This window comes from Nostocoides sp. (assembly GCF_037045025.1).
GTDB lineage: Bacteria > Actinomycetota > Actinomycetes > Actinomycetales > Dermatophilaceae > Nostocoides_A.
This window is the reverse complement of the sequence record NZ_JBAOHM010000011.1, coordinates 368,544-395,519: the sequence shown is the minus strand read 5'-3', so window position 1 is coordinate 395,519 and position 26,976 is coordinate 368,544. Positions and strand designations below refer to the sequence as shown.

38 protein-coding genes and 1 pseudogene are annotated in these 26,976 nt (G+C 68.8%); 6 read left to right on the top strand and 33 right to left on the bottom strand.

The features are described 5' to 3' along the window. Positions 1–11: 11 nt before the first annotated feature. The 3 genes from V9G19_RS13030 to V9G19_RS13020 are packed head-to-tail and all read right to left on the bottom strand — an operon-like array spanning position 12 to position 3,128. On the bottom strand, positions 12–638 hold the full coding sequence (locus V9G19_RS13030; RefSeq protein WP_462285835.1) for an NADH-quinone oxidoreductase subunit B family protein: 627 nt from the start codon (positions 636–638) through the stop codon (positions 12–14). Next, positions 635–1,330, bottom strand: a complete 696-nt coding sequence (locus V9G19_RS13025; protein WP_462285834.1) for a 2Fe-2S iron-sulfur cluster-binding protein — start codon at positions 1,328–1,330, stop codon at positions 635–637. Before V9G19_RS13025 ends, V9G19_RS13030 begins: the two co-directional genes overlap by 4 nt. Before the next feature lie 4 nt (positions 1,331–1,334). Further along, positions 1,335–3,128 carry an NAD(P)H-dependent oxidoreductase subunit E gene (locus V9G19_RS13020; protein WP_462285833.1) on the bottom strand — a complete coding sequence of 598 codons (1,794 nt, stop codon included), beginning with the start codon at positions 3,126–3,128 and terminating at the stop codon, positions 1,335–1,337. Between the two features lie 172 nt (positions 3,129–3,300). On the opposite strand from V9G19_RS13020, the gene V9G19_RS13015 reads away from it, so the two are divergent. The 6 genes from V9G19_RS13015 to hypE are packed head-to-tail and all read left to right on the top strand — an operon-like array spanning position 3,301 to position 9,312. Further along, positions 3,301–3,720 carry a hydrogenase maturation nickel metallochaperone HypA gene (locus V9G19_RS13015; protein WP_462285832.1) on the top strand — a complete coding sequence of 140 codons (420 nt, stop codon included), beginning with the start codon at positions 3,301–3,303 and terminating at the stop codon, positions 3,718–3,720. Then, entirely contained in the window at positions 3,713–4,552 is an 840-nt protein-coding gene (gene hypB, locus V9G19_RS13010) for a hydrogenase nickel incorporation protein HypB (RefSeq protein WP_462285831.1), read from the top strand. The genes V9G19_RS13015 and hypB overlap by 8 nt, the downstream gene beginning before the upstream one ends. Continuing rightward, positions 4,549–6,885, top strand: a complete 2,337-nt coding sequence (gene hypF / locus V9G19_RS13005) for a carbamoyltransferase HypF (protein WP_462285830.1) — start codon at positions 4,549–4,551, stop codon at positions 6,883–6,885. Before hypB ends, hypF begins: the two co-directional genes overlap by 4 nt. After that, complete coding sequence (locus tag V9G19_RS13000; protein ID WP_462285829.1) at positions 6,876–7,145, top strand: HypC/HybG/HupF family hydrogenase formation chaperone; 270 nt, start codon at positions 6,876–6,878, stop codon at positions 7,143–7,145. The genes hypF and V9G19_RS13000 overlap by 10 nt, the downstream gene beginning before the upstream one ends. Further along, positions 7,142–8,239, top strand: coding sequence for a hydrogenase formation protein HypD (gene hypD, locus V9G19_RS12995; RefSeq protein WP_462285828.1), 1,098 nt, complete (start codon positions 7,142–7,144; stop codon positions 8,237–8,239). Before V9G19_RS13000 ends, hypD begins: the two co-directional genes overlap by 4 nt. Continuing rightward, on the top strand, positions 8,236–9,312 hold the full coding sequence (hypE, locus tag V9G19_RS12990) for a hydrogenase expression/formation protein HypE (protein WP_462285827.1): 1,077 nt from the start codon (positions 8,236–8,238) through the stop codon (positions 9,310–9,312). Before hypD ends, hypE begins: the two co-directional genes overlap by 4 nt. Positions 9,313–9,417: 105 nt before the next feature. On the opposite strand, the gene rplQ is transcribed toward hypE, so the two are convergent. The 30 genes and pseudogenes from rplQ to rplB form a co-directional block, all read right to left on the bottom strand. Next, the gene (gene rplQ / locus V9G19_RS12985) at positions 9,418–10,302 is read right to left on the bottom strand and encodes a 50S ribosomal protein L17 (RefSeq protein WP_462285826.1); all 885 of its coding nucleotides are present in this window, start codon (positions 10,300–10,302) and stop codon (positions 9,418–9,420) included. A gap of 29 nt (positions 10,303–10,331) precedes the next feature. Continuing rightward, positions 10,332–11,357: a DNA-directed RNA polymerase subunit alpha gene (locus V9G19_RS12980; protein WP_462285825.1), complete on the bottom strand. Its 1,026-nt coding sequence runs from the start codon at positions 11,355–11,357 to the stop codon at positions 10,332–10,334. A gap of 224 nt (positions 11,358–11,581) precedes the next feature. Next, positions 11,582–12,190, bottom strand: coding sequence for a 30S ribosomal protein S4 (rpsD, locus tag V9G19_RS12975; RefSeq protein WP_462285824.1), 609 nt, complete (start codon positions 12,188–12,190; stop codon positions 11,582–11,584). A gap of 25 nt (positions 12,191–12,215) precedes the next feature. Beyond that, entirely contained in the window at positions 12,216–12,614 is a 399-nt protein-coding gene (gene rpsK, locus V9G19_RS12970; protein ID WP_462285823.1) for a 30S ribosomal protein S11, read from the bottom strand. Beyond that, positions 12,614–12,991 (bottom strand): 30S ribosomal protein S13, encoded by a 378-nt coding sequence (gene rpsM, locus V9G19_RS12965; RefSeq protein WP_462285822.1) that lies wholly within the window; start codon positions 12,989–12,991, stop codon positions 12,614–12,616. The genes rpsK and rpsM overlap by 1 nt, the downstream gene beginning before the upstream one ends. A 199-nt stretch (positions 12,992–13,190) precedes the next feature. After that, positions 13,191–13,304 carry a 50S ribosomal protein L36 gene (rpmJ, locus tag V9G19_RS12960; protein ID WP_007928044.1) on the bottom strand — a complete coding sequence of 38 codons (114 nt, stop codon included), beginning with the start codon at positions 13,302–13,304 and terminating at the stop codon, positions 13,191–13,193. A gap of 58 nt (positions 13,305–13,362) precedes the next feature. Further along, on the bottom strand, positions 13,363–13,584 hold the full coding sequence (infA, locus tag V9G19_RS12955; RefSeq protein ID WP_048549119.1) for a translation initiation factor IF-1: 222 nt from the start codon (positions 13,582–13,584) through the stop codon (positions 13,363–13,365). Between the two features lie 284 nt (positions 13,585–13,868). Then, the gene (locus V9G19_RS12950; RefSeq protein WP_462285821.1) at positions 13,869–14,720 is read right to left on the bottom strand and encodes a VanW family protein; all 852 of its coding nucleotides are present in this window, start codon (positions 14,718–14,720) and stop codon (positions 13,869–13,871) included. A 107-nt stretch (positions 14,721–14,827) separates the two neighbouring features. Beyond that, complete coding sequence (gene trxA / locus V9G19_RS12945; RefSeq protein WP_462285820.1) at positions 14,828–15,193, bottom strand: thioredoxin; 366 nt, start codon at positions 15,191–15,193, stop codon at positions 14,828–14,830. 78 nt (positions 15,194–15,271) lie between these two features. After that, the gene (locus V9G19_RS12940; RefSeq protein WP_462285819.1) at positions 15,272–16,279 is read right to left on the bottom strand and encodes a TIGR03617 family F420-dependent LLM class oxidoreductase; all 1,008 of its coding nucleotides are present in this window, start codon (positions 16,277–16,279) and stop codon (positions 15,272–15,274) included. Between the two features lie 52 nt (positions 16,280–16,331). Continuing rightward, positions 16,332–17,168 carry a type I methionyl aminopeptidase gene (gene map / locus V9G19_RS12935; protein WP_462285818.1) on the bottom strand — a complete coding sequence of 279 codons (837 nt, stop codon included), beginning with the start codon at positions 17,166–17,168 and terminating at the stop codon, positions 16,332–16,334. Positions 17,169–17,179: 11 nt separating this feature from the next. After that, positions 17,180–17,752, bottom strand: coding sequence for an adenylate kinase (locus tag V9G19_RS12930; RefSeq protein WP_462286240.1), 573 nt, complete (start codon positions 17,750–17,752; stop codon positions 17,180–17,182). Between the two features lie 6 nt (positions 17,753–17,758). Continuing rightward, positions 17,759–19,066 carry a preprotein translocase subunit SecY gene (secY, locus tag V9G19_RS12925; protein ID WP_462286239.1) on the bottom strand — a complete coding sequence of 436 codons (1,308 nt, stop codon included), beginning with the start codon at positions 19,064–19,066 and terminating at the stop codon, positions 17,759–17,761. Positions 19,067–19,284: 218 nt separating this feature from the next. Continuing rightward, positions 19,285–19,755: a 50S ribosomal protein L15 gene (rplO, locus tag V9G19_RS12920; RefSeq protein WP_462285817.1), complete on the bottom strand. Its 471-nt coding sequence runs from the start codon at positions 19,753–19,755 to the stop codon at positions 19,285–19,287. 1 nt (position 19,756) lies between these two features. Continuing rightward, on the bottom strand, positions 19,757–19,939 hold the full coding sequence (gene rpmD, locus V9G19_RS12915) for a 50S ribosomal protein L30 (RefSeq protein WP_462285816.1): 183 nt from the start codon (positions 19,937–19,939) through the stop codon (positions 19,757–19,759). Further along, positions 19,939–20,577 (bottom strand): 30S ribosomal protein S5, encoded by a 639-nt coding sequence (gene rpsE, locus V9G19_RS12910; RefSeq protein ID WP_462285815.1) that lies wholly within the window; start codon positions 20,575–20,577, stop codon positions 19,939–19,941. Before rpsE ends, rpmD begins: the two co-directional genes overlap by 1 nt. 46 nt (positions 20,578–20,623) lie before the next feature. Further along, positions 20,624–20,998 carry a 50S ribosomal protein L18 gene (gene rplR / locus V9G19_RS12905; RefSeq protein ID WP_462285814.1) on the bottom strand — a complete coding sequence of 125 codons (375 nt, stop codon included), beginning with the start codon at positions 20,996–20,998 and terminating at the stop codon, positions 20,624–20,626. Between the two features lie 2 nt (positions 20,999–21,000). Then, positions 21,001–21,540 carry a 50S ribosomal protein L6 gene (rplF, locus tag V9G19_RS12900; RefSeq protein WP_462285813.1) on the bottom strand — a complete coding sequence of 180 codons (540 nt, stop codon included), beginning with the start codon at positions 21,538–21,540 and terminating at the stop codon, positions 21,001–21,003. Between the two features lie 9 nt (positions 21,541–21,549). Then, positions 21,550–21,948 (bottom strand): 30S ribosomal protein S8, encoded by a 399-nt coding sequence (gene rpsH, locus V9G19_RS12895; RefSeq protein ID WP_462285812.1) that lies wholly within the window; start codon positions 21,946–21,948, stop codon positions 21,550–21,552. Between the two features lie 94 nt (positions 21,949–22,042). Continuing rightward, complete coding sequence (locus V9G19_RS12890; RefSeq protein WP_462285811.1) at positions 22,043–22,228, bottom strand: type Z 30S ribosomal protein S14; 186 nt, start codon at positions 22,226–22,228, stop codon at positions 22,043–22,045. Positions 22,229–22,231: 3 nt separating this feature from the next. Then, the gene (gene rplE / locus V9G19_RS12885; protein ID WP_462285810.1) at positions 22,232–22,798 is read right to left on the bottom strand and encodes a 50S ribosomal protein L5; all 567 of its coding nucleotides are present in this window, start codon (positions 22,796–22,798) and stop codon (positions 22,232–22,234) included. Further along, positions 22,798–23,133, bottom strand: a complete 336-nt coding sequence (gene rplX / locus V9G19_RS12880) for a 50S ribosomal protein L24 (protein ID WP_462285809.1) — start codon at positions 23,131–23,133, stop codon at positions 22,798–22,800. Before rplX ends, rplE begins: the two co-directional genes overlap by 1 nt. 4 nt (positions 23,134–23,137) lie before the next feature. Further along, positions 23,138–23,506 carry a 50S ribosomal protein L14 gene (gene rplN / locus V9G19_RS12875; RefSeq protein WP_462285808.1) on the bottom strand — a complete coding sequence of 123 codons (369 nt, stop codon included), beginning with the start codon at positions 23,504–23,506 and terminating at the stop codon, positions 23,138–23,140. Between the two features lie 70 nt (positions 23,507–23,576). Continuing rightward, the gene (gene rpsQ / locus V9G19_RS12870; protein ID WP_462286238.1) at positions 23,577–23,867 is read right to left on the bottom strand and encodes a 30S ribosomal protein S17; all 291 of its coding nucleotides are present in this window, start codon (positions 23,865–23,867) and stop codon (positions 23,577–23,579) included. A gap of 140 nt (positions 23,868–24,007) precedes the next feature. Continuing rightward, positions 24,008–24,220, bottom strand: a pseudogene (gene rpmC / locus V9G19_RS12865) (50S ribosomal protein L29); the annotation flags it as partial. Continuing rightward, on the bottom strand, positions 24,220–24,639 hold the full coding sequence (gene rplP, locus V9G19_RS12860; protein ID WP_462285807.1) for a 50S ribosomal protein L16: 420 nt from the start codon (positions 24,637–24,639) through the stop codon (positions 24,220–24,222). The gene rplP and the pseudogene rpmC, both read right to left, overlap by 1 nt. A gap of 4 nt (positions 24,640–24,643) precedes the next feature. Next, positions 24,644–25,441 (bottom strand): 30S ribosomal protein S3, encoded by a 798-nt coding sequence (gene rpsC, locus V9G19_RS12855; protein WP_462285806.1) that lies wholly within the window; start codon positions 25,439–25,441, stop codon positions 24,644–24,646. Then, a complete protein-coding gene (rplV, locus tag V9G19_RS12850; RefSeq protein WP_462286237.1) occupies positions 25,441–25,824 on the bottom strand; it encodes a 50S ribosomal protein L22 in 384 nt (127 codons plus the stop codon). The genes rpsC and rplV overlap by 1 nt, the downstream gene beginning before the upstream one ends. An 11-nt stretch (positions 25,825–25,835) precedes the next feature. After that, on the bottom strand, positions 25,836–26,117 hold the full coding sequence (rpsS, locus tag V9G19_RS12845) for a 30S ribosomal protein S19 (protein WP_462285805.1): 282 nt from the start codon (positions 26,115–26,117) through the stop codon (positions 25,836–25,838). Positions 26,118–26,129: 12 nt separating this feature from the next. After that, the gene (gene rplB, locus V9G19_RS12840; RefSeq protein WP_462285804.1) at positions 26,130–26,966 is read right to left on the bottom strand and encodes a 50S ribosomal protein L2; all 837 of its coding nucleotides are present in this window, start codon (positions 26,964–26,966) and stop codon (positions 26,130–26,132) included. Between the last annotated feature and the right edge of the window lie 10 nt (positions 26,967–26,976).

Genomic DNA, 26,976 nt, shown 5'->3' with positions numbered 1-26,976 from the left:
TCCTGTCTCGCTCAATCGAACTTGGTCAAGGAGGTCGGGAGGTCGACCGGCCGGCCGGAAGCCAAATCGTCGAGGACCGTGAAGACCGCATCCCCGCTCGGCGGGCAGCCGGGGAGGAAGTAGTCCATGTGGACGACCTCGTGACAGGGGAAGACCTTGACGGTCAGCCGCGGCAAATCCGGGTGCGCGGGAACGATGGCGGGCGCGCCCGCCACGGCGGTCACCGAGTCGACATACGCCTCACGGAGCACGTCGGCGAGCGGGAGGGTGTTGCGCAGCGACGGGACCCCGCCCCATACGGCACAGGCGCCGACGGAGATGAGGATGTCGCAGTTCTCGCGGAAGTGGGCCAGGGTCTCGATGTTCTCCTCGTTGGCGACGCCGCCCTCGACGAGGCCGACGGCGCACCGCTCGGGAATGCGTTTGATGTCGGTGAAGGAGGAGCGGGTGATCGTCACCTTGTCGAGCAGCCCGAGGATGCGCTCGTCGCAGTCGAGGATCGAGAGGTTGCAGCCCCAGCAGCCGCACAGCGAGATCGTCGCGATCTTGATCTTGTCGCGGCGCAGGGCGGCTTGCGCCTCGGGCAGCGGCGTGCGCGGGAGCTCGTGGGAGGCGATGGCGCCGGGTTCGCCGCTCATGACGTCATCGACCACTTCCGCACCGACTCGACCTCGAAGCGGCGATCGCCGATCGGGGTGTCGTGCCCGACCCCCTTGGGAAGGATGGACCCGACCGGACAGATGTCGCCCGCCCGCTCGACCGCCTCCTCGGACATGGCATCGGCGAGAGCGGTGTCGATCTCGATCCGGGCCTGCGGGCCGCGACGGCTGATCGAAAAGACCCGCTGCCCGGTGGCGTCGTCGCAAATGAGCTCGACGCAGCGCTGGCAGAGGATGCACCGGTCGCGTTCGAGCCAGATCGTGCTCGAGGTGTGGTCCACTTCGCGGACGGGATACCGATAGGGGAACCGGGCCACCGTCATCCCGCTCTCGTAGGCGACGGCCTGCAACTGGCAGCGCCCACTCTTCTCGCAGCTCGGGCAGTTGTGGTTGCCTTCGACGAAGAGCAGTTCGAGCACGGCCCGGCGCATGTCGGCCAGTTCGGGTGAGTCGACCTCGACGACCATCCCGGGCCGGACCCGGACGGTGCACGCCGCCATGACGTGGCCGTTGATCTTGACCGAGCACACGCGGCAGGTGCCGACGCTGTCCTGGTGGGGCATGGAGCACAGCGTCGGGATGTAGACGCCATGCTCGGCGGCGGCCTCGACGACGGTCTGGCCCTCGGTGGCGACGATCGCCGTCTCGTCGATGCTCATCTGGACGCCCATCGCGTCACGCTCCCGTGGTCGAAGGTTCGGCGGCGCCCAGCGCCGCAGCCAGGTCAAAGGACGCGAGGAGGGGGCCGCGCTGGGTGGCGAGCCGGCCGGCATACAGCTGCGGGAACTTCGCCAAGGTGGTGAGGATCGGCTTGGGTGAGGTGCCGCCGAGGCCACACCGGCTCATCGAGCGCACGATGGCTCCCCAGCGCACGAGGTCGTCCAAGTCGCGCTGCTCGGCGCGGCCGCCGATGACGAGGTCGAGCTTGTCCAGCAGGGCGACATTGCCGACCCGGCACGGCACGCAGATCCCGCACGACTCGCCGACGAAAAACTGCAGGTAGTCGCGCACGATCCCGAGCAGGTCGCGTCCCGGCCCGAACACCGTCATCGCCCCATTGCACGACAGGTCCTCGTAGGCGAGCCGCCGGCTCCCTTCGTCGGCGACGTTGACGCACTCACCCGACGGGCCGCTGACCTGGACCGCCCACGCGTGGGCGGCGCCCGCCTGGTCGAGCATGGTCCGCACGGTGGTGCCCCAGGGGATCTCGTAGACCCCGGGCCGGCTGCAGTCGCCGGCGACGGAGACCAATCGGGTCCCGGTGGACTCCTCGGTGCCGAAGGTGGTGAACCACTCCGGCCCGCGTTCGACGATCCGGGTGATGCAGGCGAACGACTCGACGTTGTCGATGCACGTCGGCTGGCCGCGGTAGCCCTTCTGGGCCGGGAACGGCGGCTTGACCCGCGGCGAGCCACGCCGGCCCTCGCAGGACTCGATCAGCGCCGACTCCTCCCCGCAGACATACGATCCGGCGCCCATCTGGATGCGGATGTCGAAGTCGAACCCGCGCCGCCCGCCGATGTCGTGACCGAGCAGGCCGTCGTCGCGCAGCTGCTGCAGTTGCGCCTCGAGGTAGTCCTTGAGGTACCAGTACTCGGCGCGCAGGTAGACGATGCCGCTGGAACTGCCGATCGCGTAGGCGCAGATGATCATGCCGACGAAGACCTGCTTGGGTGCCCGGGTGAGCAGCACCCGGTCCTTGAAGGTTCCCGGTTCGCCCTCGTCGGCGTTGCAGATAACGTACTTGCGCTCACCCGCCGCCGCCGTGCACAGCTGCCACTTCAGCCCGGTGAGGAAGCCGGCGCCACCGCGTCCGCGCAGGCGGGCCTCGGTGATCAGCTCGGTCACCTGCTCGGGAGGCTGGACGAAGCACGCGCGCACGAGGGCGCGATGGTCCGGCTGGGCGCCGAAATGCACCGGACCGCGGGTGCGGACATTGGACTCGACCAGGGTCTCGACGTAGGCCAGGTCGGTTCGTGGCAGGTCCGCCGGATTGGCGATCTGCTCGGCGCTGCGGCCGCCACGCAGCTGCTCGATGATGTCGGCGACCTTCCCGGGGCGCAGCCGGGTGAACACGACCTTATCGACGAGCATCGCCGGCTCCTGGTCGGACAGGCCGATGCACGGGGTCGTGAACAGCCCGAACTCGCCGCTCGGGTCGACCTCGCCGAGCGCCGCGCCCGTATGCCGCGTGAGCGCGTCCAGGACCGCGTCATAGCCGGCCATCTTGGCCACGACGGTGTCGGCGAGATAGATCCGGTGCCGGCCGGCGGGGCGGTCGTGGAAGAAGTGGTAGTAGTTCGCGGTGGCCCGCACCTCGACCGGGGAGAGGCCGAGGCCGGCGCCCAGCTCGGCCACGGCGTCGTCGGGGATGTAGCCACAGGCGTCCTGCACCCGCCACAGCATGTCGAGCAGCCGGGAGCGGTCGCGGCCGTAGCTCTCGAGGATGCCGTCTACGTCGGCGCTCATGGAACACCAGCCTTGGTCGTGGCCGGCGATCGCCTCGGGTGTTTCGGCCCCGGCTGCGCCGGCGGGTCCTGGCAGCCACGTTAGGCCCCGGATGCGGCCATCGCTACGGGTCGGAATGCGAGATCGGTCACCGGCCACGGGCTGCGCCGGGCGATCGTGCGATCGTGTACGGATGCACGAGCTGGCTCTGTGCGAGTCCATCCATGCCATCGTCGAGCGCGCCGCCGCGGGCGCGGCGGTGGCCTGGGTCGACGTGCGCATCGGCTCCCTGCGTCAGGTCGTCCCGGAGTCGCTGGTGGCGTGCTGGGAGGCGGTCAGTGCTCGCGGCGCGCTCGCCGGGTCCCGGTTGCGGTGTGAGGTGGTCCCCGCCCAGGGGGTATGCCGCACCTGCGCCGCCCACACGACGGTCGAGTCCGTCCTGGACCTCGAATGCGGTGGCTGCGGCGGCGTCGACCTGGTGCTCCGGGGCGGCACCGAATTGGAGGTCGTGGCCATCGAACTCGCCGACGACGTCGGTGGGGCCGCAGCGGGTGGGTATGCCGACGAGGCGTGTCCGGAGGCGGCCGGGGCGGGGGCGAGGCGGCGTGGGTAGGTTCCACATCCACAACGACGGCACGACGCATCTCCACGACGGCGGGTCGACAAGTCACCACGACGGCACCGCGCAGGTCCACGAAGACCGGCAGCCGACAACGGCGGGCGACCACTCGGCATACCGGACCGGCGGGCAACGGATCAGCGTGCTGCAGGACATCCTCGGCGAGAACGCCCGGGCCGCCGCGGCGAATCGAGCCGCCCTGGATGCGGCGGGCGTCACCTGCGTCAACCTCATGTCCTCCCCCGGGGCCGGCAAGACAACGCTCCTCGCGACAACCTTGCGCACGTTGCGCGAGAAAGGGATTCGCGCGGGTGTCGTGGAAGGCGACATCGAGACCTCGCTCGACGCGGACCGGCTGGCGGCCGACGCGGCCCAGGTCGCCCTCGTCAACACCAGCGCCGGGTTCGGGGGTGAATGCCATCTCGATGCACCGATGGTGGCCCGGGGCCTGTCCGGGCTCGACCTGGCCGCCCTCGACCTGGTCCTCATCGAGAATGTCGGCAATCTCGTCTGCCCGGCGGAGTTCGACACGGGCGCCCATCACCGGGTGATGATCAGCGCGGTCACCGAGGGCGAGGACAAGCCGTTGAAGTACCCGGTGATGTTCCGCAGCGTCGAGCTCGTGCTGGTCAACAAGATCGACCTGCTTCCCCATCTCGACCTTGACGTTGATCTGTTCGAGGGCAACCTGCGCCGGGTCAATCCCGATGCCCGCGTTCTGCAGCTGAGCGCCCGCACGGGGGACGGGGTGAGAGCCTGGCTGGACTGGCTGACGGGGGTAGTGCCCGCACGACGAGCCCGGCCCGGGGTGACCCGAGGCAGATGACACCAGAGCAACCCGTCACCGAGCGGGTCCGGATCCGGGTGACGGGGACCGTGCAGGGCGTCGGGTTCCGCCCGTTCGCCGTGGCGCTCGCCGGCCGGCTCGGGCTGGTCGGGTATGTCGGAAACGACCCTGGGGGCGTCGTCCTCGAGGCCCAGGGCGATCCGCATGCGCTGGCCGAGCTGCATCGCCGGCTCGCGTCGGAGGCGCCGCGGCTGGCGCGGGTCGAGAGCGTGTCGGTGTCCGTGATCGACCCGAATCCCTTGGTGCAGAAGGGATTCGTGATCGCTGCCTCCGGCCGCAGTGCCGGCGTGACGTCGATTCCGCCGGACACGGCGGTGTGCGACGACTGCCTGCGCGAGCTACGCGACCCGGCGGACCGACGCTTCGGCTACCCGTTCATCGCGTGCACGAACTGCGGTCCGCGGTACTCGATGACGACCCGGCTGCCCTACGACCGGGTCAACACGACGATGGCGGACTTCCCGCTGTGCGCCGCCTGCCAGGTCGAGTATGCCGATCCGGCGAGCCGGCGCTTCCACGCCCAGCCCACCGCGTGCGGTGACTGTGGGCCGCGGCTGTCGATTCCGGTCGCTGACCTCGTGCGGCTGCTGCAGGCCGGACGGATCGTGGCGGTCAAGGGCATCGGCGGCTACCACCTGGTCTGCGCGGCCGGCGACCCGGCGGCCGTGGACCGGCTGCGCGAGCGCAAGCGCCGCGGCGGCAAGCCGATGGCGGTCATGGTGCCCGATCTCCTTGCGGCCCAGCAGATCGCGGCGGTTAGCGAGGAAGCTACGCGGGCCCTGACCGGCTCCAGCCGCCCGATCGTCGTCGCCGCCGCCCGGGAGCGGGACCTGGCCGACCGGGTCGCCCCGGGCACCGGGACGGTCGGGGTCATGCTCCCCTACACGCCGCTGCACCATCTCCTCGCCGACGCCGGCGCGCCCTGGCCGCTGGTCATGACGAGCGGCAACCTCGCGGACGAACCGATCTGCATTGACGCCGGCGAGGCCGAGGACCGTCTTGCCGGCATCGCCGACGCCTTCTGCCACCACGACCGCCGCATCCATGTCGCGTGCGACGACTCCGTGGTCCGGGTCGGCTCCGACGGCATGCAGCCGGTGCGGCGCAGCCGCGGCATCGCCCCCGCTCCCTTGCCGCTGCCGGTCCCGGCGCTCCCGCTGCTCGCGGTCGGCGGGGAGCTGAAGACGACGGTCTGCGTCGCCGCCGCGGGTCAGGCCTGGCTCAGCCAGCACGTCGGGGACACCGAGAACCTGGCGACCCTCGCCATGCTCGACCGGACGGCGTCGACGCTGGCAGCACTGCAGCGGGTCCGGCCCGAGATGGTCATCAGCGACCGCCACCCGGCATACCTCTCCCGTCGCTGGGCGGCGCAGCACGCGTCCCGGCTCGGGGTGCCGCACGCGGACGTCCAGCATCACCACGCCCACGTCGCCGCGCTGCTCGCCGAGCACCGGATCTCCCCGGACGAGCCGGTGCTCGGGATCGTCTTCGACGGGACCGGCTACGGCGACGACGGCACGATCTGGGGTGGGGAGTTCCTGCTCGGGTCGTATGCCGCGGTCCGCCGGGTCGGTCACCTACGCCCGGTCTCCTTGCCCGGTGGCGACGCCGCGATCCGGCATCCGGCCCGAACCGCGCTGGCACATCTCGCCGCCGCGGGCCTGAGCGTCGAGGGCACGGCGAGTGGGAACGCGTTGCCAGACAGCGATATTCGCGTGCTTTGTCGGATGCTCGCCACCGGCTCGCACTGCACCCCGACGACGAGTGCCGGGCGGCTGTTCGACGCGATCGCCTCGCTCCTCGACGTCCGGCACGCCATCGACTACGAGGCCCAGGCGGCCATCGAACTCGAAGCATGTGCGGCCGCCTGGGCGGAGCCGCATACGACGGCCGACCCGGTGCCGGGCTGGAGCGTGAGCGTCCACGACGACCCGGACGGGATCGTCCTCGATCCGCGTCCGTGGGTGGCGCAGGCGGTCGCGGACCGGCGGAACGGCATACCCGCAGGTGCATCGGCCCGGGCTTTCCACCGGGCGTTGGCGGACTCGGTCGCCGAAGCCACGCACCGGATCGTGGCCGACACCGATGTGCGTGCCGTCGGGCTGACCGGCGGGGTCTTCGCCAACGCCGTGCTGGTCCGGGATTGCGTCGATGCCTTGCGCGCCCGGGGATTTCGCGTCCTCGTCCACCGGCGGGTGCCGCCGAACGACGGGGGCCTGGCGCTCGGTCAGGCGGCCGTCGCTGCGGCCGGCGGTGCAAGAATCGTCTCCCAGCCCACCGGCGGACAGGACAGGAGCACCCCATGTGTCTGAGCGTGCCCGGCCGGGTGGTGTCCACGCGGAGCGCCGATGGCGTCGCCATGGCGCGGGTCGACTTCGGCGGGGTCGTCAAGGAGGTGTGCACCGAGTACGTGCCCGAGGCGGCCGAGGGCGACTATGTCCTGGTGCACGTCGGGTTCGCCCTCTCGGTGGTAGACGAGGAGTCGGCGCTCGCGTCGCTGGCGGCGTTTCGCGAACTCGGGTCGCTGGAGGAGGAACTGGGCGCCATCGAGGAGCCGGGGGGCGCGGGGTGAAGTACGTCAAGGAGTTTCAGGACGGCGCCCTCGCCCGCAGACTGCTCGCGCAGATCGCCGCCAGCGTCACCCGGCCATGGACCCTGATGGAGGTCTGCGGTGGCCAGACGCACAGCATCATCCGCAACGGGATCGACCAGCTGCTGCCCGCCGAGGTCGAGCTCGTCCACGGCCCCGGCTGCCCGGTGTGCGTCACCCCGCTGGCCGCGATCGACCAGGCTCTGGCCATCGCGGCGCGACCCGAGGTGATCTTCTGCTCCTTCGGCGACATGCTGCGGGTCCCCGGGTCGGCCACCGACCTCTTCGGAGTGCGCGCCACGGGCGGTGATGTCCGCGTCGTCTACTCCCCCCTCGACGCGGTCCGGCTGGCGAGCGAGAACCCCGACCGGGAAATCGTGTTCTTCGCCATCGGTTTCGAGACGACCGCACCGGCAAACGCGATGGCGGTCCGGCTGGCGGCGCAGCGTGGCATACCCAACTTCTCCGTCCTGGTCTCGCACGTGCTGGTGCCGCCGGCGATCGCGGCGATCATGGACAGCACGGCCTGCCGGGTGCAGGGATTCCTCGCCGCCGGGCACGTGTGCACGGTGATGGGCTTGGCCGAGTATGGGCCGCTGGCCGGGCGCTACCGGGTGCCGATCGTCGTGACCGGTTTCGAGCCGCTCGACATTCTCGAGGGCATCCGCCGGACCGTCGCCCAGCTCGAAGCCGGCCGGCACGAGGTCGAGAACGCGTATGCCCGGGTGGTCGCCCCGGACGGCAACCCGCGTGCCCGGGAGGTGGTGGCGGAAGTCTTCGCCGTCTGCGACCGGGCGTGGCGCGGGATCGGGGTGATCCCCGGGTCGGGGTGGCGGCTGGCGCCCGCGTATGCCAGCTACGACGCCGCAGCGCGGTTCGACGTCACGGGCATCGGCGCGAGCGAGCCGGCGGAATGCCGTGCGGGAGAGGTGCTCCAGGGGCTGATCAAGCCGACCGAGTGCGCCGCCTTCGGGACGGCCTGCACTCCGCGCAGCCCACTCGGGGCGCCGATGGTGTCCGCGGAAGGAGCGTGCGCGGCATACCATCAGTTCCGGCGACTCGAGGTGGCGCGATGACTGCCACCACGCCTCCCAATCCGGCCGCGTGGTCCTGCCCGATGCCGCTGCGCGACTATCCGGCAGTCGTCCTCGGGCACGGCGGCGGCGGACGGCTGACTGCCGAGCTGGTCGAGCACTTGTGCCTGCCCGCATTCCGTGGCGGGCCACTCGATGGCGTGCTCGAGGAGTTGGGGGACGCCGCCGTCCTCGGCGTGCTTGGTGCTCGGCTCGCCTTCACCACGGATGCGTATGTCGTTCACCCGCGCTTCTTCCCCGGCGGCAACATTGGCGACCTCGCCGTCAACGGCACCGTCAACGATCTCGCGGTCGGTGGTGCGCGTCCGCTGGCGCTGTCCGCGGCGCTGATCCTCGAGGAGGGCTTGCCCGTCGCGGAGCTCGGGATCGTCGTCGAGACGATGGGCGCGGCGGCCCGCGCGGCGGGGGTGTCAATCGTCGCCGGCGACACGAAGGTCGTCGAACGCGGGCGCGGCGACGGTCTCTATGTGACGACCGCCGGCGTCGGCGTGATCCCGGACGGGATCATGCTGGGGCCGAAGCGGATCCAGCCCGACGACGTCGTCCTCCTGTCCGGTCCCATCGCGGCCCATGGGGTCGCGGTGCTGTCGGTCCGGGATGGGCTGGAGTTCGAGTCCGAGATCGTCAGCGATACCGCGCCCCTGCATGAATTGACTGCGGCGCTGCTTGGCTGCGGCGCCGAGGTCGCCGTCATGCGGGACTGCACTCGCGGTGGGGTCGCGGCCGTCCTGAACGAGCTGGCCGCCGCCTCCGGCTGCGGGATCGAGATCCGCGACGACGCGGTGCCCGTGCTCGAGCCCGTCCGGGCCGCCTGCGGGATCCTCGGGCTCGATCCTCTGTATGTCGCCAACGAAGGTCGCCTGGTGGCCATAGTTCGTGCCGGCGAGGCGGAGACCGCGCTGGCGGCCATGCGCTCGGTGGCCGTCGGCGCTCAGTCGGTCGCGATCGGTCATACGACGGCCGAGCATCCCGGGATCGTCGTCGCCCGGACCGCCATCGGCGGCACCCGGGTCGTCGACCTGCCCCTTGGCGAGCAGTTGCCCCGAATCTGCTGACTTGCTGGAGCTAGACGATCCCCATTGAGAGTGCACGACTTGCCGTAATGGCGGTGCCATTACGGCAAGTCGTGCACTCTCGACCTCGCTGATCCTTAGACCGGCTCAGGCGTCGTCGTCAACGCGCTGCTTCTCAGGGCCGCCGGCTGGCTTGAAGCCTGCAGCTTCGGCAGCAGCGGCGTCCTCGAACCAGAACTCGGCCTCGGTGGCGTCATACCACTGCGAGCCCTCGACGTGGTAGAGCCCGGAGTCGGCATTGCCCTTGACCGGGTAGCCCTCGGGAGGAGAGCCGTCCGCGGTGGCGGCGACCGCGGCCGCGGGCAATTCGACCGCGGCCGGCTGCTCCTGCTCCTGCTTCTCGGCTGACTGCTCGGCCGACTCCTCAGCCAGCTCGCCGGAGTCGGCCACGACGGCCAGGCCGGCTGCCGCGGTCGCGGCGACCGGCTCGGCGGTGGTCAGGTCGGCAACCTCGGCGCCGGCGTCCTCCGCCTGCGCGGGGGGAACGGCGGCGGCCATACCGGAATCGGCCACGGGCGTCGTGGCCGCCGGCTCTTCGGCACCCCGCTCCTTGGCCGCGCGCTTGGTCGCACCCTCGGCCTCGGCCACGGCGGCCCGCTTCGGCTTGGCCGTCACCGGCTCGCGGACGAGTTCGATGATTGCCATCGGCGCGTTGTCGCCCTTGCGGGGGGAGATCTTGGTGATCCGGGTGTAGCCGCCGGGCCGCTCGGCCATGTCGGGGGCGATCTCAACGAACAGGCGGTGGACGACGTTCTTGTCGCGGACCACGGTCATCACCCGGCGGCGCGCGTGCAGGTCGCCGCGCTTGGCGAAGGTGATCAACCGCTCGGCGAGCGGACGCACCCGCTTGGCCTTGGCCTCGGTGGTCGTGATCGAGTCGTGCTCGAACAGCGCCGTCGCGAGGTTGGCGAGGATCAGCCGCTCATGAGCCGGGCCGCCGCCCAGGCGGGGACCCTTGGTAGGGGAAGGCATTGATGTCTCCTAGAACTTCGTGGGGTGTCTCAGAGCTGCTCATCCTCGGCGAAGGACAAGTCGTCGTCCTCGTCGAAGTCGTCGTAGCCGTCGGACAGGGCGCCGGGGTCGAACCCGGGAGGGCTGTCTTTCAGGGCCAGGCCCATGCCGTGCAGCTTGGCCTTGACCTCGTCGATGGACTTGGTGCCGAAGTTGCGGATGTCGAGCAGGTCGGCCTCGCTGCGGCCGACGAGTTCGCCGACGGTGTGAATGCCTTCGCGCTTCAAGCAGTTGTATGACCGCACGGTCAGGTCGAGGTCCTCGATCGGCAGCGCCAGGTCGGCCGCCAGGGCGGCGTCGGTCGGCGAGGGGCCCATGTCGATGCCCTCGGCCTCGACGTTGAGCTCGCGCGCCAGGCCGAACAGCTCGACGAGCGTCTTGCCGGCGGAGGCCATCGCGTCGCGCGGGGCCATCGAGTTCTTGGTCTCGACGTCGACGATCAGCTTGTCGAAGTCGGTGCGCTGCTCGACCCGGGTGGCCTCGACCTTGTAGGTGACGGCAAGCACCGGGCTGTAGATCGAGTCGACCGGGATGCGGCCGATCTCCTGGTCGCCGGTCTTGTTCTGCTGGGCCGAGACGTAGCCGCGGCCGCGCTCGACGGTCAGCTCCATCTCCAGCTTGCCCTTGTCGTTGAGCGTGGCGATGTGCAGGTCGGGGTTGTGGATCTCCACCCCGGCCGGCGGAGCGATGTCGGCCGCGGTCACGGCGCCGGCCCCCTGCTTGCGCAGGTACATGACGACCGGCTCGTCCTCCTCGGAGGAGACGACCAGGGCCTTGACGTTGAGGATGATCTCGGTGACATCCTCCTTGACCCCGGGGATCGTGGAGAACTCGTGCAGCACGCCGTCGATGCGCAAGCTGGTCACGGAGGCGCCGGGGATGCTCGACAGGAGCGTGCGGCGCAGGGAGTTGCCGAGGGTGTAGCCAAATCCGGGCTCGAGGGGCTCGATGACGAACCGGGACCGGTTGTCGGCCACGACCTCCTCGGAGAGGACGGGACGCTGTGCGATCAGCACTGTTTTCTTCTTTCTCGCGATCGACCGCTATTTGACGATCACGTATGCCGAGCCGAACCTCGGTATGTCCGGCTCGGGTCGGCGTGAGCAACCTCTGCTAGCAGAAGTTGCTAGCCTCCCAATAGCTAGCAACCTAGGGGGAGGTCGACTAACTGCTGCTAGCAGAAGTTGCGTCACGCCACCGCCGCCACCGCCGCGACCCAGGGGCCGGGCGAGTGGGTCGGTCAGTTCTTCGAGTACAACTCGACGATCAGCTGCTCGGTGAGCGGGGTGTCGATCTGCTCGCGGACGGGCAGCTGGTGGATGAGGATCTGCAGGCTGCCGGGGACGACCTGCATCCAGGCCGGGACCGGGCGCTCGCCGAAGGTCTCCCGCGCCAGCTGGAACGGGAAGGACTCGATGGACTGCTTGCGGATCGTGATGATGTCGTACTGCTCGACGCGGTAGGACGGGACGTCAACGCGCACGCCGCCCACCTCGAAGTGGCCGTGGGTGACCAGCTGCCGCGCCTGGCGGCGGGTGCGGGCCAGGCCGGCGCGGTAGACGACATTGTCGAGCCGGGATTCGAGGATGGTCAGCAGGTTGCTACCGGTCTTGCCGGGGCGGGTGGCCGCCTCTTCGTAGTAGCGGCGGAACTGCTTTTCCATGACGCCATAGGTGAACCGGGCGCGCTGCTTCTCCTGAAGCTGGGTGAGGTATTCCTTCTCCTGGATGCGGCGGCGGCCGTGCTGCCCGGGCGGGAACGGACGCAGCTCGAAGCCGCGGTCGCCGCCGACCAGGTCGAGCTTGTAGCGGCGGGACTTCTTGGTGATCGGGCCGGTGTAGCGGGCCATAACTAGTCAGACTCTCCGTTCGGGCTCAGACGCGGCGGCGCTTGGGCTGGCGGACACCGTTGTGCGGACTGGGGGTGACATCGGAGATGGCACCGACCTCCAACCCGGCGGCGGTGAGCGAACGGATTGCGGTCTCACGCCCGGAGCCGGGGCCCTTGACGAAGACGTCGACCTTGCGCATGCCGTGCTCCATCGCCCGGCGTGCGCAGGCCTCGGCGGCCATCTGCGCGGCATACGGGGTGGATTTGCGCGAGCCCTTGAAACCGACCTGGCCGGCCGAGGCCCACGAGATCACCGCGCCAGTGGGGTCGGTGATCGAGATGATCGTGTTGTTGAACGTCGACTTGATGTGGGCCTGACCCACGGCGACGTTCTTCTTGACCTTGCGGCGCACCTTGGCGCCGGCGCGAGCCTTGGGAGGCATTACTTACCAGCCTTCTTCTTGCCAGCGACGGTGCGCTTGGGGCCCTTGCGGGTGCGGGCGTTGGTCTTGGTGCGCTGACCGCGCACCGGCAGGCCGCGGCGGTGGCGCAGCCCCTCATACGAGCCGATCTCCTGCTTGCGGCGGATGTCGGCGGCGATCTCGCGGCGGAGGTCACCTTCGATCTGGACGTTGCCTTCGAGGTAGTCACGCAGGGCGACGAGCTGGTCGTCGACGAGGTCCTTGACGCGGATGGACGGGTCGACACCCGTCGCCTCGAGCGCTTTCTTGGACTGGGTGCGACCCACCCCGAAGATGTAGGTCAGGGCGACCTCGACGCGCTTCTCGCGCGGCAGGTCGACTCCTACGAGTCGTGCCATCTAGCAGCATTCCTTTGCTGTTTTCCGGAGGTGTGGGTGCAGCGCCGGTCGGTCGCGTTGTTCACGGCTGTTCTGGTATGCCGTGCGCTCCCGTCCCCGGCCTCCGGGCCGGGGGTGACGTCCCGCCGAATGCGGGGGTCGGGTGCTGCGTGTCTTGTGTAGTTGTCGGTCTCGAATCGGCTGCGGCTCGTGCCGGTGCTCAGCCCTGGCGCTGCTTGTGGCGCAGGTTGTCGCAGATCACCATGACCCGCCCGTTGCGGCGGATCACCTTGCACTTGTCGCAGATCTTCTTGACGCTCGGCTGAACCTTCATTGCCTCGGTCTTTTCTCGATCGGCGTCCCGGGCGTCGTGCTGGCCCCCGGGTCTTGCATCAGCGGTAGCGGAAGACGATGCGCCCACGGGTCAGGTCATAGGGGCTCAACTCCACCACGACCCGGTCCTCGGGGAGGATCCGGATGTAGTGCTGGCGCATCTTGCCCGAGATGTGGGCGAGAACCTTGTGACCGTTGGTGAGCTCCACGCGGAACATCGCGTTGGGGAGCGCCTCGACGATCGTGCCCTCGACCTCGATGACCCCGTCCTTCTTGGCCATATCCTCCGTCAATCCTGGTTGGCGACCGGCCCCGCTTGAGGTTGGAACCGGCCAAACGAAATCGGCCCCGGTGGGATGCACTGGGTGCATGCGCACACGTGACCGACGCTCCATCATACGGGATCGGTATGCCGCACCCGAAATCGGCGAGCCAGCCACGCCGCGTGCCAGACCGGCTTGGCCCCGTCACATGAGCCGGAGCGACGTCATGGCGTCGCTACGGCTCACCTGACGGGCTGAGCGCGGGGGCGCGAGCGTGGTCCGAGTCGCGTGGGCAGCGCAGGTCAGCGGGCGCCGCCGCCGATACCCTCGCGAACCGGCGCGGGCGGGAGGAACGGTTCATACATCATCTGGGCGTGGTTCTCACTGACCAGCTCGTCGCCGATCTCGATGCCGTCGCGGTCGATGACGTGACGCCGGATGATGTTGCGGCGCATGTAGATCCCCGGGCCCTCGGTGGTGATCACGTGCACTGCTTCATACACCTGATAGGTATGCCGCGGCTCCCGGTTGCTGCGCCACTCGCCGCTCAGGTCGCTCTCCCCCACGCTCAGCCCGAGCCGGAAGGTCGCGTCGGTGCGGTTCTCGATCTGCAGGTCGAGCGCGGGATAGGCGCAGGTCGCACCTGAAGCGAACGGCTGGGTGCGGTTGTTGTCGGGGAAGACATCATAGGTATGCCGCCATCGCTCGACCACGGTCAGCGGAGTGTGAATCGTCATCCAGTAAAGCAAATTGGTCAGTTGGCACAGCCCGCCGCCAACTCCGGCCCGCAGCACACCGTCGTCCAGAACGACCCCGTCAAGGAAGCCGCGCCGGGCGGAGGGGTTCCCGACGAACTTCCAGAAGGACAGGCGTTGCCCGGGTGCTAGCACCCGGCCGTCCAACGGCGCGGCTGCGAGCCGGAGGTTTGTGATCTTGTTGTGCTGCAGCTGCATCGGCAATCCGTGCAGCTGGCGCAACATGGGTGTCGTATGCCGCATCACGGCATACGGGAAATCGCTGCTTGTGGCGGTGGTCAGGTTGAGATCGGCGCCGCAGCGGCGCCACTGCCACTCGCGTTTGATGCGCCGGTAGCCTGGCCCGGCGCCTCGGCGGGCACGCAGCACCAGATCGGCTCGCCTCGCCCGCACATCCATGACCTGCCCCTCCCCGTGAGCGAACTCTACGGCGAGTAGACGTCCGGCGCACGGTTAACGGTTGTCTCCGGCGACGGGCGTTTTGCTGCGGGTCACCGTGGGTTGGATCAGGCCTGGTCGGCCGGGACCAGCTGGCTGCGGACCTGCTCCATGTCCAGGCCCTTGACGCCCTCGATGACCTGCTCCAGCCCTGCGGCCGGGAGGGCGCCGGCCTGGTTGAAGACCAGGATGCCCTCGCGGAAGGCCATCAACGTCGGGATCGAGGTGATCCGCAGCTGCCCGGCCAGGGCCTGCTCGGCTTCGGTGTCGATTTTGCCGAAGACGATGTCCGGGTGCTTGCTCGAGGCCTCCTCGAAGACCGGGGCGAAGCCCCGGCACGGGCCGCACCAGCTGGCCCAGAAGTCGAGCAGCACGATGTCGTTGTCGGTGACGGTGGATTGGATGTCCGCGGCGGTGACGGTGCGGGTGGCCATGACGAGCGTCCTTCTCTTCGGGTATGCCGATCGCGTGCGTCAACGCTCCCGCGAGACGGAAGATTCCGTTGCGGGCCCTCAGCCGGCTTGGCGCCGCGCCGCAGCCACCACGTCGAGGGCGACGTCGGGAGCGACGGCCCCGGGCAGATTGACGCCGATCCGGTCCACTCGCCCGGAGCAGCGCTCGAGCAGCGCGCGGCCGGCACTGTCCGGGTCGCCGCTGATGGCGAAGAGGTCGAAGATGTCGTCGGTGACCAGCTCGCCCATCGCCTCCCACTGACCATCGCGCGCGAGCCGGCCCGCCTCCTCGCCGAAGCCGCCGAGGCCGTGGTGGTCCAGCACCCCGCGATAGGCCGGAGTTGAGGCATAGAAGGCGATCTGCCGGGCAACAGCCGCGCGATTGGTCGCCACCTCATCAGCCGTGCGGCCGGTGGCGACCATCACCTGAGTGCACAGTTCGAACGGCCCGGCGCCGTCCGGGCGCCGGCGGGCGATCGCCGGCCGGATGACGTCGTCCAGATAGGCGAGGCTGGTCAGCGGGTGGGTGATCAGCCCGTCCGCGGTCTCGGCGGCCACCCGGATCATCAGCTTGCCGACGCCGGCGAGCAGTATCGGCGGCGGGCCCTGCGGGATCGGCCCGGGATTGAATGCCGGGGTCATCAGCCAGTGCCGATAGTAGCGGCCGGCGAAGCGCAACGGGACGTCATCCTGCCAGCACGTCCAGATCGCCCGCACCGCCTGGACGAACTCGCGCATCTGCGCGGCCGGCTTGTCCCATGTCATCCCGAACCGGCTGGTGATGTGCGCCTTGACCTGCGAGCCAAGCCCGATCCGCAACCGCCCGCCGGACAGCCGTTGGATGTCCCACGCCTGCTGGGCGAGCACCATCGGGCTGCGCGCCAGCGCAATCGCGACCCCGCTGGTCAGCTCCAACCGCGTGCTCGCGAGCGCGGCCACCGTCAGCCCGACGAAGACCTCGTGCTGCATCTCGGCGAGCATCAACCCGTCCACACCCGCTGCCTCGGCGCGCTGGACGAACCCGCCGACCTCGGTGGGCCCCAGAATCGCTGTGACATCGAGCTTCATGACTAGCCTCCTGAAGCGCCAGCCTAGGGCCAGGAGGGCTGCGTCGCCGTGGTCAGTCGCCGAGCGGGGCGAACTTGGGCCCCAGCCGGGAGGCGCCACCATCCAGTGCCGTGAGCACCCACAGCCCGCCGGAGTGCGCGGCCACGGTGTGCTCCCAGTGGCAGGCCCGCGCCCGGTCGAGGGTCACCACCGTCCACTCGTCGGCGAGCACCTCGTTGGCCTGGTCGCCAAGGGTGACCATCGGCTCGATCGCCACGGTGGTTGCGTTCTTGACCGTCGGCCCTTTGCCCTTGACCCGGTAGTTGGGGACATTGGGCTCCATGTGCATCTCGCGGCCGATGCCGTGCCCCACGTAGTCCTCGACGATGCCGTATGTCCGTCCGTCCTGCGCGCCGGATTCCTCGATCGAGGCTTCGATAGCGGCGCCGACCTCATAGAGTCCCCGGCCCACCTCGAGCGCGCCGATGCCGGCCCACAACGAGTCCAAGGTGGCGTCCATCAACTCGACGTCCGCGGGCTCACCAATCTCGCGACCGCCGACAATGAGGGAGATCGCCGCGTCGCCGTGCCACCCGTCGATGATCGCGCCGCAGTCGATCGAGAGCAGGTCGCCACGCTCGAGCACGCGGTCACCGGGGATCCCGTGGACAATCTGCTCGTTCACCGAGGTGCACAACGTATGCCGGTAGCCGGGCACCTCCGCGAACGACGGACGGCCGCCGCGCTCGCGGATGAACGCTTCGGCCAAATCGTCCAACTCACCGGTGGTGCGGCCCGGGACCGCCGCCGCGTGCAGGGCCGCGAGGCATTGGGCGACCAGCAGACCCGCCGGGCGCATGGCGCGCACGTCGGCAAGGTCCTTGGCCTTGATCCGTTCCCTCGCGAACATACCCACGCGCGTCAGCGCACGCGCCCGTCGAGCGCCTCACCGATACGCAGACTCACGTCGTCGATGTCGCCGAGCCCATCGACCTGCACGAGCAGGCCGCGCGCGGCATACATCGCCGCCAGCGGCTGGGTCTCGCGGTGATAGATGGCCATCCGCTCCCGGATGACCTCCTCGGTGTCGTCGATGCGGTTCTCGATCTCGGCGCGCTTGAGCAGCCGGCCGACGACCTCCTCGTCATCGACGGTCAGCTCGAGGACGGCATCAAGCTCGTTGCTGCGGGCGGCGAGTTCGACATCGAGCGCATCCACCTGCTCGGCCGTCCGGGGATAGCCGTCCAGGAGGAAGCCCGGGGCGCAATCCTCCTGCGCGAGCCGGTCGGCGACGATGGCGTTGGTGATGTCGTCGTTGACGTAGCCGCCGGTGGCGAGGATCTCCTTGACCTGCAGCCCGAGGGCGGTCTCGTTCTTGATGTTGGACCGGAAGATCTCTCCGGTCGAGATGGCTGGTATGCCGTAGCGCTCGGCGATGCGTCGCGCCTGCGTGCCCTTCCCCGCACCTGGCGGGCCGAAGATGATCATCCGCATCATGGGCTATCTCAGGAACCCTTCGTAGTGGCGCTGCTGCAGCTGCGCCTCGATCTGTTTGACGGTCTCCAGCCCGACACCGACGATGATCAAGATCGAGGTCCCGCCGAAGGGGAAGTAGTTCTGATCGGCGTTGATCATGCTGAAGGCGAAGAGCGGGATCAAGGAGATGACCGCCAAGTAGGTAGCGCCGGGGATCGTGATCCGGGTCAGGACGTACTGCAGGTACTCGGCCGTGGGGCGACCGGCCCGGATGCCCGGAATGAACCCGCCGTACCGCTTCATGTTGTCGGCGACCTCCTCCGGATTGAACGTAATCGAGACGTAGAAGAAGGTGAAGAAGATGATCAGAACTGTGTAGAGAATCATGTAGATCGGGTGGTCGCCACGGGCGAGGTAGCGGTCGATCCACGTGACCCACCCCGCGGGGTTGGCCGGGTCGCTGTTGAACTGGGCGAGCATCATCGGCAAGGAGAGCAGCGAGCTGGCGAAGATGACCGGGATGACGCCGGCCATGTTGACCTTGATCGGGATGTAGGTCGAGGTGCCGCCATACATCTGCCGGCCGACCATCCGCTTGGCGTACTGCACCGGGATGCGGCGCTGGCTCTGCTCGACGAAGACGACCAGGGCGATGATCAAGAAGCCCAAGATGACGACGACCCCGAAGGTGAACCAGCCCTGCTCCTTCTTGATCTGCCACAGCGACACCGGGAAACGGGCGGCGATCGAGGTGAAGATGAGGATCGACATCCCGTTGCCGATGCCCTTGTCGGTGATCTGCTCACCGAGCCACATGATCAGCCCGGTGCCGGCGGTCATCGTCAAGACCATGATCAAGATGGTGGGGATGGCTTCGTCGACGAGGACGCTGGTGCAGGACGGCCCGAAGAGGGCCGAGGGGTTTTGGGCGAAGGTGACCAGGGTCGCGCTCTGCAGCACGGCGAGGCCGATCGTCAGATAACGCGTGTACTGCGTCATCTTGGCCTGCCCGGTCTGCCCCTCCTTCTTGAGGGTCTCGAACCGGGGGATGACGACCGTGAGTAGCTGGACGATGATGCTCGCGGTGATATAGGGCATGATCCCGAGCGCGAAGATCGACAGCTGCAGCAGCGCCCCACCGCTGAAGAGGTTGGCGAGGCCGAGAAAGCCGGTGTTCGGGGTGTTCTTCATGCACTCCTGGATGGCGCCATAGCTGATACCCGGGGTCGGCACGTGGGAGCCCAACCGGTAGAGCACGATGATGAACAGCGTGAACAGCAGCTTCTTGCGCAGCTCGGGCGTCTTGAACGCGCGGCCGAAGGCGGTGAGCAACCTGGTCCCCTTCACACGCGGGTCCGGTATGCCGGCCCGTCGGGTTCTTGATGCGGTCGGGCGGGTGTGCCCTCGCCCGAGAAACATACCCCGGACCTCCCGGCGGCGGGTGCCCGCCGGGGAGGTCACTGGCTTGCCAACGACGTATGCCGTGGGGTGAGTTCCCATCGGGGCCTCACCGCACGGCAGACATCACCTCGCACCCAGTTGTGGGGGTCTTAGTTGGCGGTGGTGACACTCCCGCCGGCAGCCTCGATCTTGTCCTTGGCGCTGGCCGAGGCGGCATCGACACTCAACTGGATGGCCACACCGATCTCGCCGGTGCCGAGGACCTTGACCGGCGAACCGGCGCGGACGGCACCCTTGGCGACGAGGTCGGCGGCGCTGACCGGCCCGCCCTCGGGGAAGAGCGCCGCGATCTTGTCGAGGTTGACGACCTGATAGGTGGTCCGGAACGGGTTCTTGAAACCGCGCAGCTTCGGCAGCCGCATGTGGATCGCGGTGGAGCCACCTTCGAAACTCGCCGGAACCTGGTAGCGGGCCTTGGTGCCCTTGGTGCCGCGGCCGGCGGTCTTGCCCTTGGAGCCCTCACCCCGACCGACGCGGGGCTTGGCGGTCTTGGCGCCCGGAGCCGGACGCAGGTGGTGCACCTTCAGGGCGTGCGTGCCCGAGTCGGCCTGCTCGGCCATCTCACTCAACCTCCTCGACGGCCACCAGGTGGCGGACCGTGCGGACCATGCCCCGGATCTCGGGTCGGTCTTCCTTGACGACGACATCACCGATGCGCTTTAGGCTCAGCGTGCGCAGAGTCTCGCGGGCACTGTGCTTCTCGCCGACGATGCCCTTGCTCTGGGTCACCTTCAGGCGGGCCATCACGCACCTGCCCCGGCGGCCTGGGCGCGCAACATGGCGGCCGGAGCGACCTCGTCCAGCGGCAGGCCCCGGCGGGCGGCGACCGCTTCGGGACGCTCCAGGCCCTTCAAGGCTGCGACGGTCGCATGGACGATATTGATGGAGTTGGCCGAGCCGAGGCTCTTGGACAACACATCGTGGACGCCGGCGCACTCCAGGACCGCGCGGACCGGTCCGCCGGCGATGACCCCGGTACCGGGGGCGGCGGGGCGCAGCATGACGACACCGGCCGCGGCCTCGCCCTGCACGGGGTGCGGGATCGTGCCCTGGATCCGCGGAACCTTGAAGAAGGCCTTCTTGGCCTCCTCTACGCCCTTGGCGATCGCCGCGGGGACTTCCTTGGCCTTGCCGTAGCCGACGCCGACGGTGCCGTCGCCGTCGCCGACAACGACCAGGGCGGTGAAGCTGAACCGACGGCCACCCTTGACGACCTTGGCGACCCGGTTGATGGTCACGACGCGCTCGAGATACTGGCTCTTCTCGGCGGCGTCACGGCGACCGTCGCGGCGGTCGCCGTCCCGGCCGCGACGCTCGCCGCGCTCGTTGGTCCGGTCGCCGCGGTCGGCGGCGCCGGTGCCTCGACGCTGGGGTCCGGGCATCAGATTGTCCTCATCATCCAGGTGGTGGCGTTCAGGAACTGGGTGTTCATAGCGACAGGCCTCCTTCGCGGGCGCCGTCGGCGACGGCGGCTATGCGGCCGTGGTACTTGTTGCCGCCACGGTCGAAGACGACGGCGGTGATGCCGGCGTCCTTGGCGCGTTGGGCGACAAGCTCGCCGACCTGTTTTGCCTTGGCGCTCTTGTCGCCCTCGGCCGTGCGCAGGCCGGCTTCCATCGTGGAGGCACTGGCCAGCGTCGCGCCGGCGGAGTCGTCGACCACCTGGACGACGATGTGCCGGGCGCTGCGGGTCACGACCAGACGGGGACGCTCGGTGGTGCCGACGACATGCTTGCGGACGCGGGCGTGCCGCCGGCCACGGGCAGCGGCCTTGGAGGCGCCGCGCTTGACGATCATTGCCATGACTACTTCTTCCCGGCCTTGCCGGCCTTGCGGCGAATCTGCTCGCCCGCGTAGCGGACACCCTTGCCCTTGTAGGGGTCGGGTTTGCGCAGCTTGCGGATGTTGGCGGCGACCTCGCCGACCAGCTGCTTGTCGATGCCTTGCACCGAAAAGTGGGTCTGGTTCTCCACGGCGAAGGTGATGCCCTTGGGCGGCTCGATGGTGATCGGGTGGCTGTAGCCGAGCGCGAACTCCAGGTTGGAGCCGCGGGCCATCACCCGGTAGCCGGTGCCGACGATCTCGAGCTTCTTCTCATAGCCCTGGGTGACGCCGAGGACCATATTGTTGATCAGCGTGCGGGTCAGCCCGTGCAACGACCGGGAGAGCCGCTCGTCGTCGGGGCGGCTGACCTCGAGGCCGTTATCGCCCTGGGCGACCGTGATCGGCTCGGCGACGACATGGGACAGCTCGCCCTTGGGGCCCTTGACCGTGACGGTTCGACCGTCGATCGTGATGTTCACGCCGCTCGGGATGGCGACGGGAAGGCGTCCGATTCGAGACATGCGGTGCTCCTACCAGATGTAGGCGAGGACTTCCCCGCCCACACCCTTGCTGGCCGCCTGCTTGTCGGTGAGCAGGCCGGACGAGGTGGAAATGATCGCGATGCCGAGGCCACCGAGCACCTTGGGCAGGTTGGTGGACTTCGCATACACCCGCAGCCCGGGCTTGCTGACCCGGCGCAGACCGGCGATCGAGCGCTCCCGGTTGGGGCCGTACTTGAGGTTGATCGTCAAGGTCTTGCCGACCTCGGCGTCCTCCACCTTCCAGGAGGCGATATAGCCCTCGGCCTGGAGGATTTCGGCGATATGCGACTTGAGGTTCGAGAACGGCATGGAAACCTCGTCCTTGTGCGCCGAATTGGCGTTCCGGACGCGGGTCAACATGTCCGCGATCGGGTCGGTCATGGTCATCGGGCTGATCTGCCCTCTCTCACCGCGGTTTCCGTGCACGGTTACGCCGCGCGCGGACCTGCGCTGTAGTTGTGGTCTGGTCGGGAAGGCTGGGCTACCAGCTGGACTTCGTGACGCCGGGCAGTTCGCCGCGGTGGGCCATTTCGCGCAGGCAGATCCGGCACAGGCCGAACTTGCGGTAGACCGAGTGCGGCCGGCCGCAGCGCTGGCAGCGGGTGTAGCCGCGGACCTTGAACTTCGGCTTCTTGGCAGCCTTATTCTTCAGAGCGGTTTTGGCCATGCGTCAGTTCTCCTTGAAGGGGAAGCCGAGCGCCTTCAGCAGCGCGCGTCCCTCGTCGTCGGTGGTCGCGGTGGTCACGACCGTGATGTCCATGCCGCGGACGCGGTCGATCCGGTCCTGGTCGATCTCGTGGAACATCGACTGCTCGTTCAGGCCGAAGGTGTAGTTGCCCCGGCCGTCGAACTGCCGCGGCGAAAGGCCACGGAAGTCGCGGATACGCGGCAGCGCGATCGTGACGAGCCGGTCGAGGAACTCCCACATCCGATCGCCGCGCAGCGTGACGTGGGCGCCGATCGGCATACCCTCGCGCAACTTGAATTGGGCGATCGACTTGCGGGCCTTGGTCACCTGCGGCTTTTGGCCGGTGATCGCGGCCAGGTCGCGGATGGCGCCCTCGATCAACTTGGAGTCCTTGGCGGCATCGCCGACGCCCATGTTGACGACGACCTTGACGACGCCCGGGACCTGCATGACGTTGCCATAGGCGAACTGTTCGGACAGCGCCGGGCGGATCTGCTCGGCATACCGGGCCTTCAGCCGCGGCGCGGCCGGGGTGGCGGTTTCAGTCATCAGATGTCCTTGCCGGAGCGGGCGGCGACGCGCACCCGGGTGGTCTTGGTGCGGCCGTCCCGCTCGACCTGCTCCACGCGGGTCTTAACGCGGGTCGGTCGCTTGTCTTCGGGATCAACAATCGCGACGTTGCTGACGTGCAGCGGGGCCTCCTGGGTGACCAGGCCGCCGGTGCCGCGCGGGCCCGGCTTGACGTGCCGGGTGACCCGGCCGACGCCCTCGACGGTGACCCGCTGGGTCTCGGTGTCGACGGCGATGACCTTGCCCTGCTTGCCCTTGTCCTTGCCGGTGAGCACCTGCACGGTGTCACCCTTCTTGATCTTCATTGTGCCCATCGGGTCAGAGCACCTCCGGTGCCAGCGAGATGATCTTCATGAACCGCTTCTCGCGCAGCTCGCGGCCCACCGGGCCGAAGATGCGGGTGCCGCGCGGGTCGCCGTCGCTCTTGAGGATGACGGCGGCGTTCTCGTCGAAGCGGATGTAGCTGCCGTCCGGTCGGCGCCGCTCCTTGGCGGTGCGCACGATGACGGCCTTGACGACATCGCCCTTCTTGACGTTGCCGCCGGGGATGGCGTCCTTGACGGTCGCGACGATGGTGTCGCCGATCCCGGCATACCGCCGGCCGGAGCCGCCGAGCACGCGGATGCAGAGGATCTCCTTGGCGCCGGTGTTGTCGGCGACCTTGAGACGCGACTCCTGTTGGATCATCTCGGGGCCCCCGATCGATTGTTTGCGGAAGGAGCGAAGCGGAGGGAGTGAAGAATCGAATGGGGTGAGATCACTTGGCCTTCTCCAGAATCTCGACGACGCGCCAGCGCTTGGTGGCGCTCAGCGGACGGGTCTCCATGATCAGCACACGGTCGCCGACGCCGGCGGTGTTCTGCTCGTCGTGCGCCTTGACCTTGCTGGAGCGGCGCAGGACCTTGCCGTAGAGGGCGTGCTTGACGCGGTCTTCGACCTCGACGACGACGGTCTTGTCCATCTTGTCGCTGACGACATAGCCCTGCCGGGCCTTGCGGTACTTGCGCTCCACACCCGCGGCCGCGGTCGATGGGGCCGGGTCGGTCACGGCCTTAGGGGTCACGTCGGTGTCGGTCACGCTGTCTTGGGTCACGCTGTCTTGGGTCACGCTGTCTTGGGTCACGCTGTCTTGGGTCACGCTGTCCTCGGTCACGGTGTTCTCGGTCATGCTCACGCCTCCGTGCCGCCGATGCCGAGCTCCCGCTCGCGCATCTCGGTGTAGATCCGGGCGATGTCCTTGCGGACCGCGCGCAGGCGGCCGTGGCTCTCCAGCTGGCCGGTGGCCGACTGGAAGCGCAGGTTGAACAGCTCCGCCTTGGCCTTGCGCAGCTCTTCGCCGAGGCGCTCCTCGTCGAAACCGCGCAGTTCGGTCGGCGTCAGGTCCTTGGATCCGATTGCCATCAGATGTCACCACCTTCACGCCGGACGAAGCGGGTCTTCATCGGCAGCTTGTGCATCGCCAGGCGCATGGCCTCGCGAGCGACGTCCTCCGGGACACCGGAGAGCTCGAACAGGACACGTCCCGGCTTGACGTTGGCGATCCACCACTCGGGCGAGCCCTTGCCGGAGCCCATCCGGGTCTCGGCCGGCTTCTTGGTCAGCGGGCGGTCGGGATAGATGTTGATCCACACCTTGCCGCCACGCTTGATGAAGCGGGTCATCGCGATACGGGCGGACTCGATCTGCCGGTTGGTGACATAGGCGGGCTCGAGGGCCTGGATGCCGTAGTCGCCGAAGGCGAGGTTGTTGCCGCCCTTGGACATCCCGGAGCGGCCGGGGTGGTGCTGCTTGCGGTGCTTGACGCGACGGGGAATCAACATGTGATTACGCTCCCTGGGTTTCCTCGGCGGCCGCAGCGGGCGCCTCGGTGGGCTCGGTGGTGGGGGCGGCGTCGCGGCGAGCCCGAGCAGGGCGGTCGTCGCGGTCACGGCGCGGACCACGCGGCGCGCGCGGCGCGTTGACCTGCTGGGCCGCGAACTCCTTCTCGGTCATATCGCCCTTGTAGATCCACACCTTCACGCCGATCCGGCCGAAGGTGGTCTTGGCCTCGAAGAAGCCGTAGTCAATGTTCGCCCGCAGGGTGTGCAGCGGGACGCGGCCCTCGCGGTAGAACTCGGAACGGCTCATCTCGGCGCCGCCGAGACGGCCGGAGCACTGAATCCGGATGCCCTTGGCACCGGCGCGCAGCGCTGATTGCATGCCCTTGCGCATCGCGCGCCGGAAAGTGACGCGGGCGCTGAGCTGCTCGGCGATGCCCTGGGCGACCAGCTGGGCGTCGATCTCGGGGTTCTTGACCTCGAGGATGTTCAGCTGGACCTGCTTGCCGGTGAGCTTCTCCAGCTCGCCGCGGATGCGGTCGGCCTCGGCGCCGCGGCGGCCGATGACGATGCCGGGGCGGGCGGTGTGGATGTCGACGCGCACGCGGTCACGGGTGCGCTCGATCTCGACGCGGGAGATGCCGGCGCGCTCCATGCCCTGGGACATCAGCTTGCGGATCGCGACATCTTCCTTGACGTAGTCGCGGTAGCGCTGCCCCTCCTTGGTGGAGTCGGCAAACCAGCGGCTCTTGTGGTCGGTGGTGATGCCCAGCCGGAAGCCGTGCGGGTTGACCTTCTGCCCCATCAGCGGGTGCCTGCCTTTCCGGCGGTGGTCGAGGTGGTCTTGGGGGCCACGTGAACGGTGATGTGGCTGGTGCGTTTGTTGATCCGGCTCGCGCGGCCCTGGGCCCGCGGACGGAACCGCTTCATCGTCGGGCCCTCGTCGACATACGCCTCGGTGATGACCAGCGTGCGCTCGTCGAAGGCCTCCGCGGCGGCGTCGGCCTTGACCCGGGCGTTGGCGATCGCGCTCTGCAGCACCTTGAGCACCGGCTCGCTGGCGGTTTGCGGGGCGAACATCAACGCGGCGACCGCGTCGGTGGCCTGCTTGCCGCGGATGAGGGCGACGACCCGGCGCGCCTTTTGCGGAGCGACCCGCACATGGCGGGCGACCGCCTTGGCTTCCATGGTGACCTCGCTCATCGACGGCGGCCCTTCTTGTCGTCCTTGATGTGACCCTTGAAGGTGCGGGTCGGCGCGAACTCGCCGAGCTTGTGGCCGACCATGGACTCGGTCACAAAGACCGGGATGTGGGTGCGGCCGTTGTGCACGGCGAAGGTGTGGCCGAGGAAGTCCGGCGCGATGACCGAGCGGCGCGACCAGGTCTTGATGACGTTCTTGGAGCCCTTGGCGTTGGCGTCGTCCACCTTCTTTTGCAGGTGGGCGTCGATGAAGGGGCCCTTCTTCAAACTGCGTGGCATGTCAGGCTCCTATCAGCGCTTCTTGCCGGTGCGGCGGCGGCGGACGATCATCTTGGCGCTCTCCTTGCCGGGGCGGCGGGTGCGGCCCTCGGGCTGGCCCCACGGGGAGACCGGGTTGCGGCCACCGGAGGTCTTGCCCTCGCCACCACCGTGCGGGTGGTCGACCGGGTTCATCGCGACCCCGCGGACGGTGGGGCGCTTGCCCTTCCACCGCATCCGGCCGGCCTTGCCCCAGTTGATGTTGGACTGTTCGGCGTTGCCGACCTCACCGATGGTGGCGCGGCAGCGCAGGTCGACGTTGCGAATCTCGCCGGACGGCATCCGCAGCTGGGCGAACGGGCCGTCCTTGGCGACGAGCTGCACGCGGACGCCGGCGGAGCGGGCGATCTTGGCGCCGCCGCCGGGCTTGAGCTCAACCGCGTGGACGACCGTACCGGTCGGGATGTTGCGCAGCGGCAGGCTGTTGCCGGGCTTGATGTCGGCGGTCGGACCGTTCTCGACGGTGTCGCCCTGCCGCAACCGGTTGGGAGCCAGAATGTAGCGCTTCTCGCCGTCGGCATAGTGCAGCAACGCGATCCGGGCGGTGCGGTTGGGGTCGTACTCGATGTGGGCGACCTTGGCCGGCACGCCGTCCTTGTCGTGACGGCGGAAGTCGATCACCCGGTAGGCGCGCTTGTGGCCCCCGCCGATGTGGCGGGTGGTGATCCGGCCGCTGGAGTTGCGGCCGCCGGACTTGCTCAACGGTTTGACGAGCGACTTCTCCGGCGTGGCGCGGGTGACTTCGACGAAGTCGGCCACGCTCGCCCCACGACGACCGGGAGTCGTCGGCTTGTACTTGCGAATTCCCATGTCTATTCAG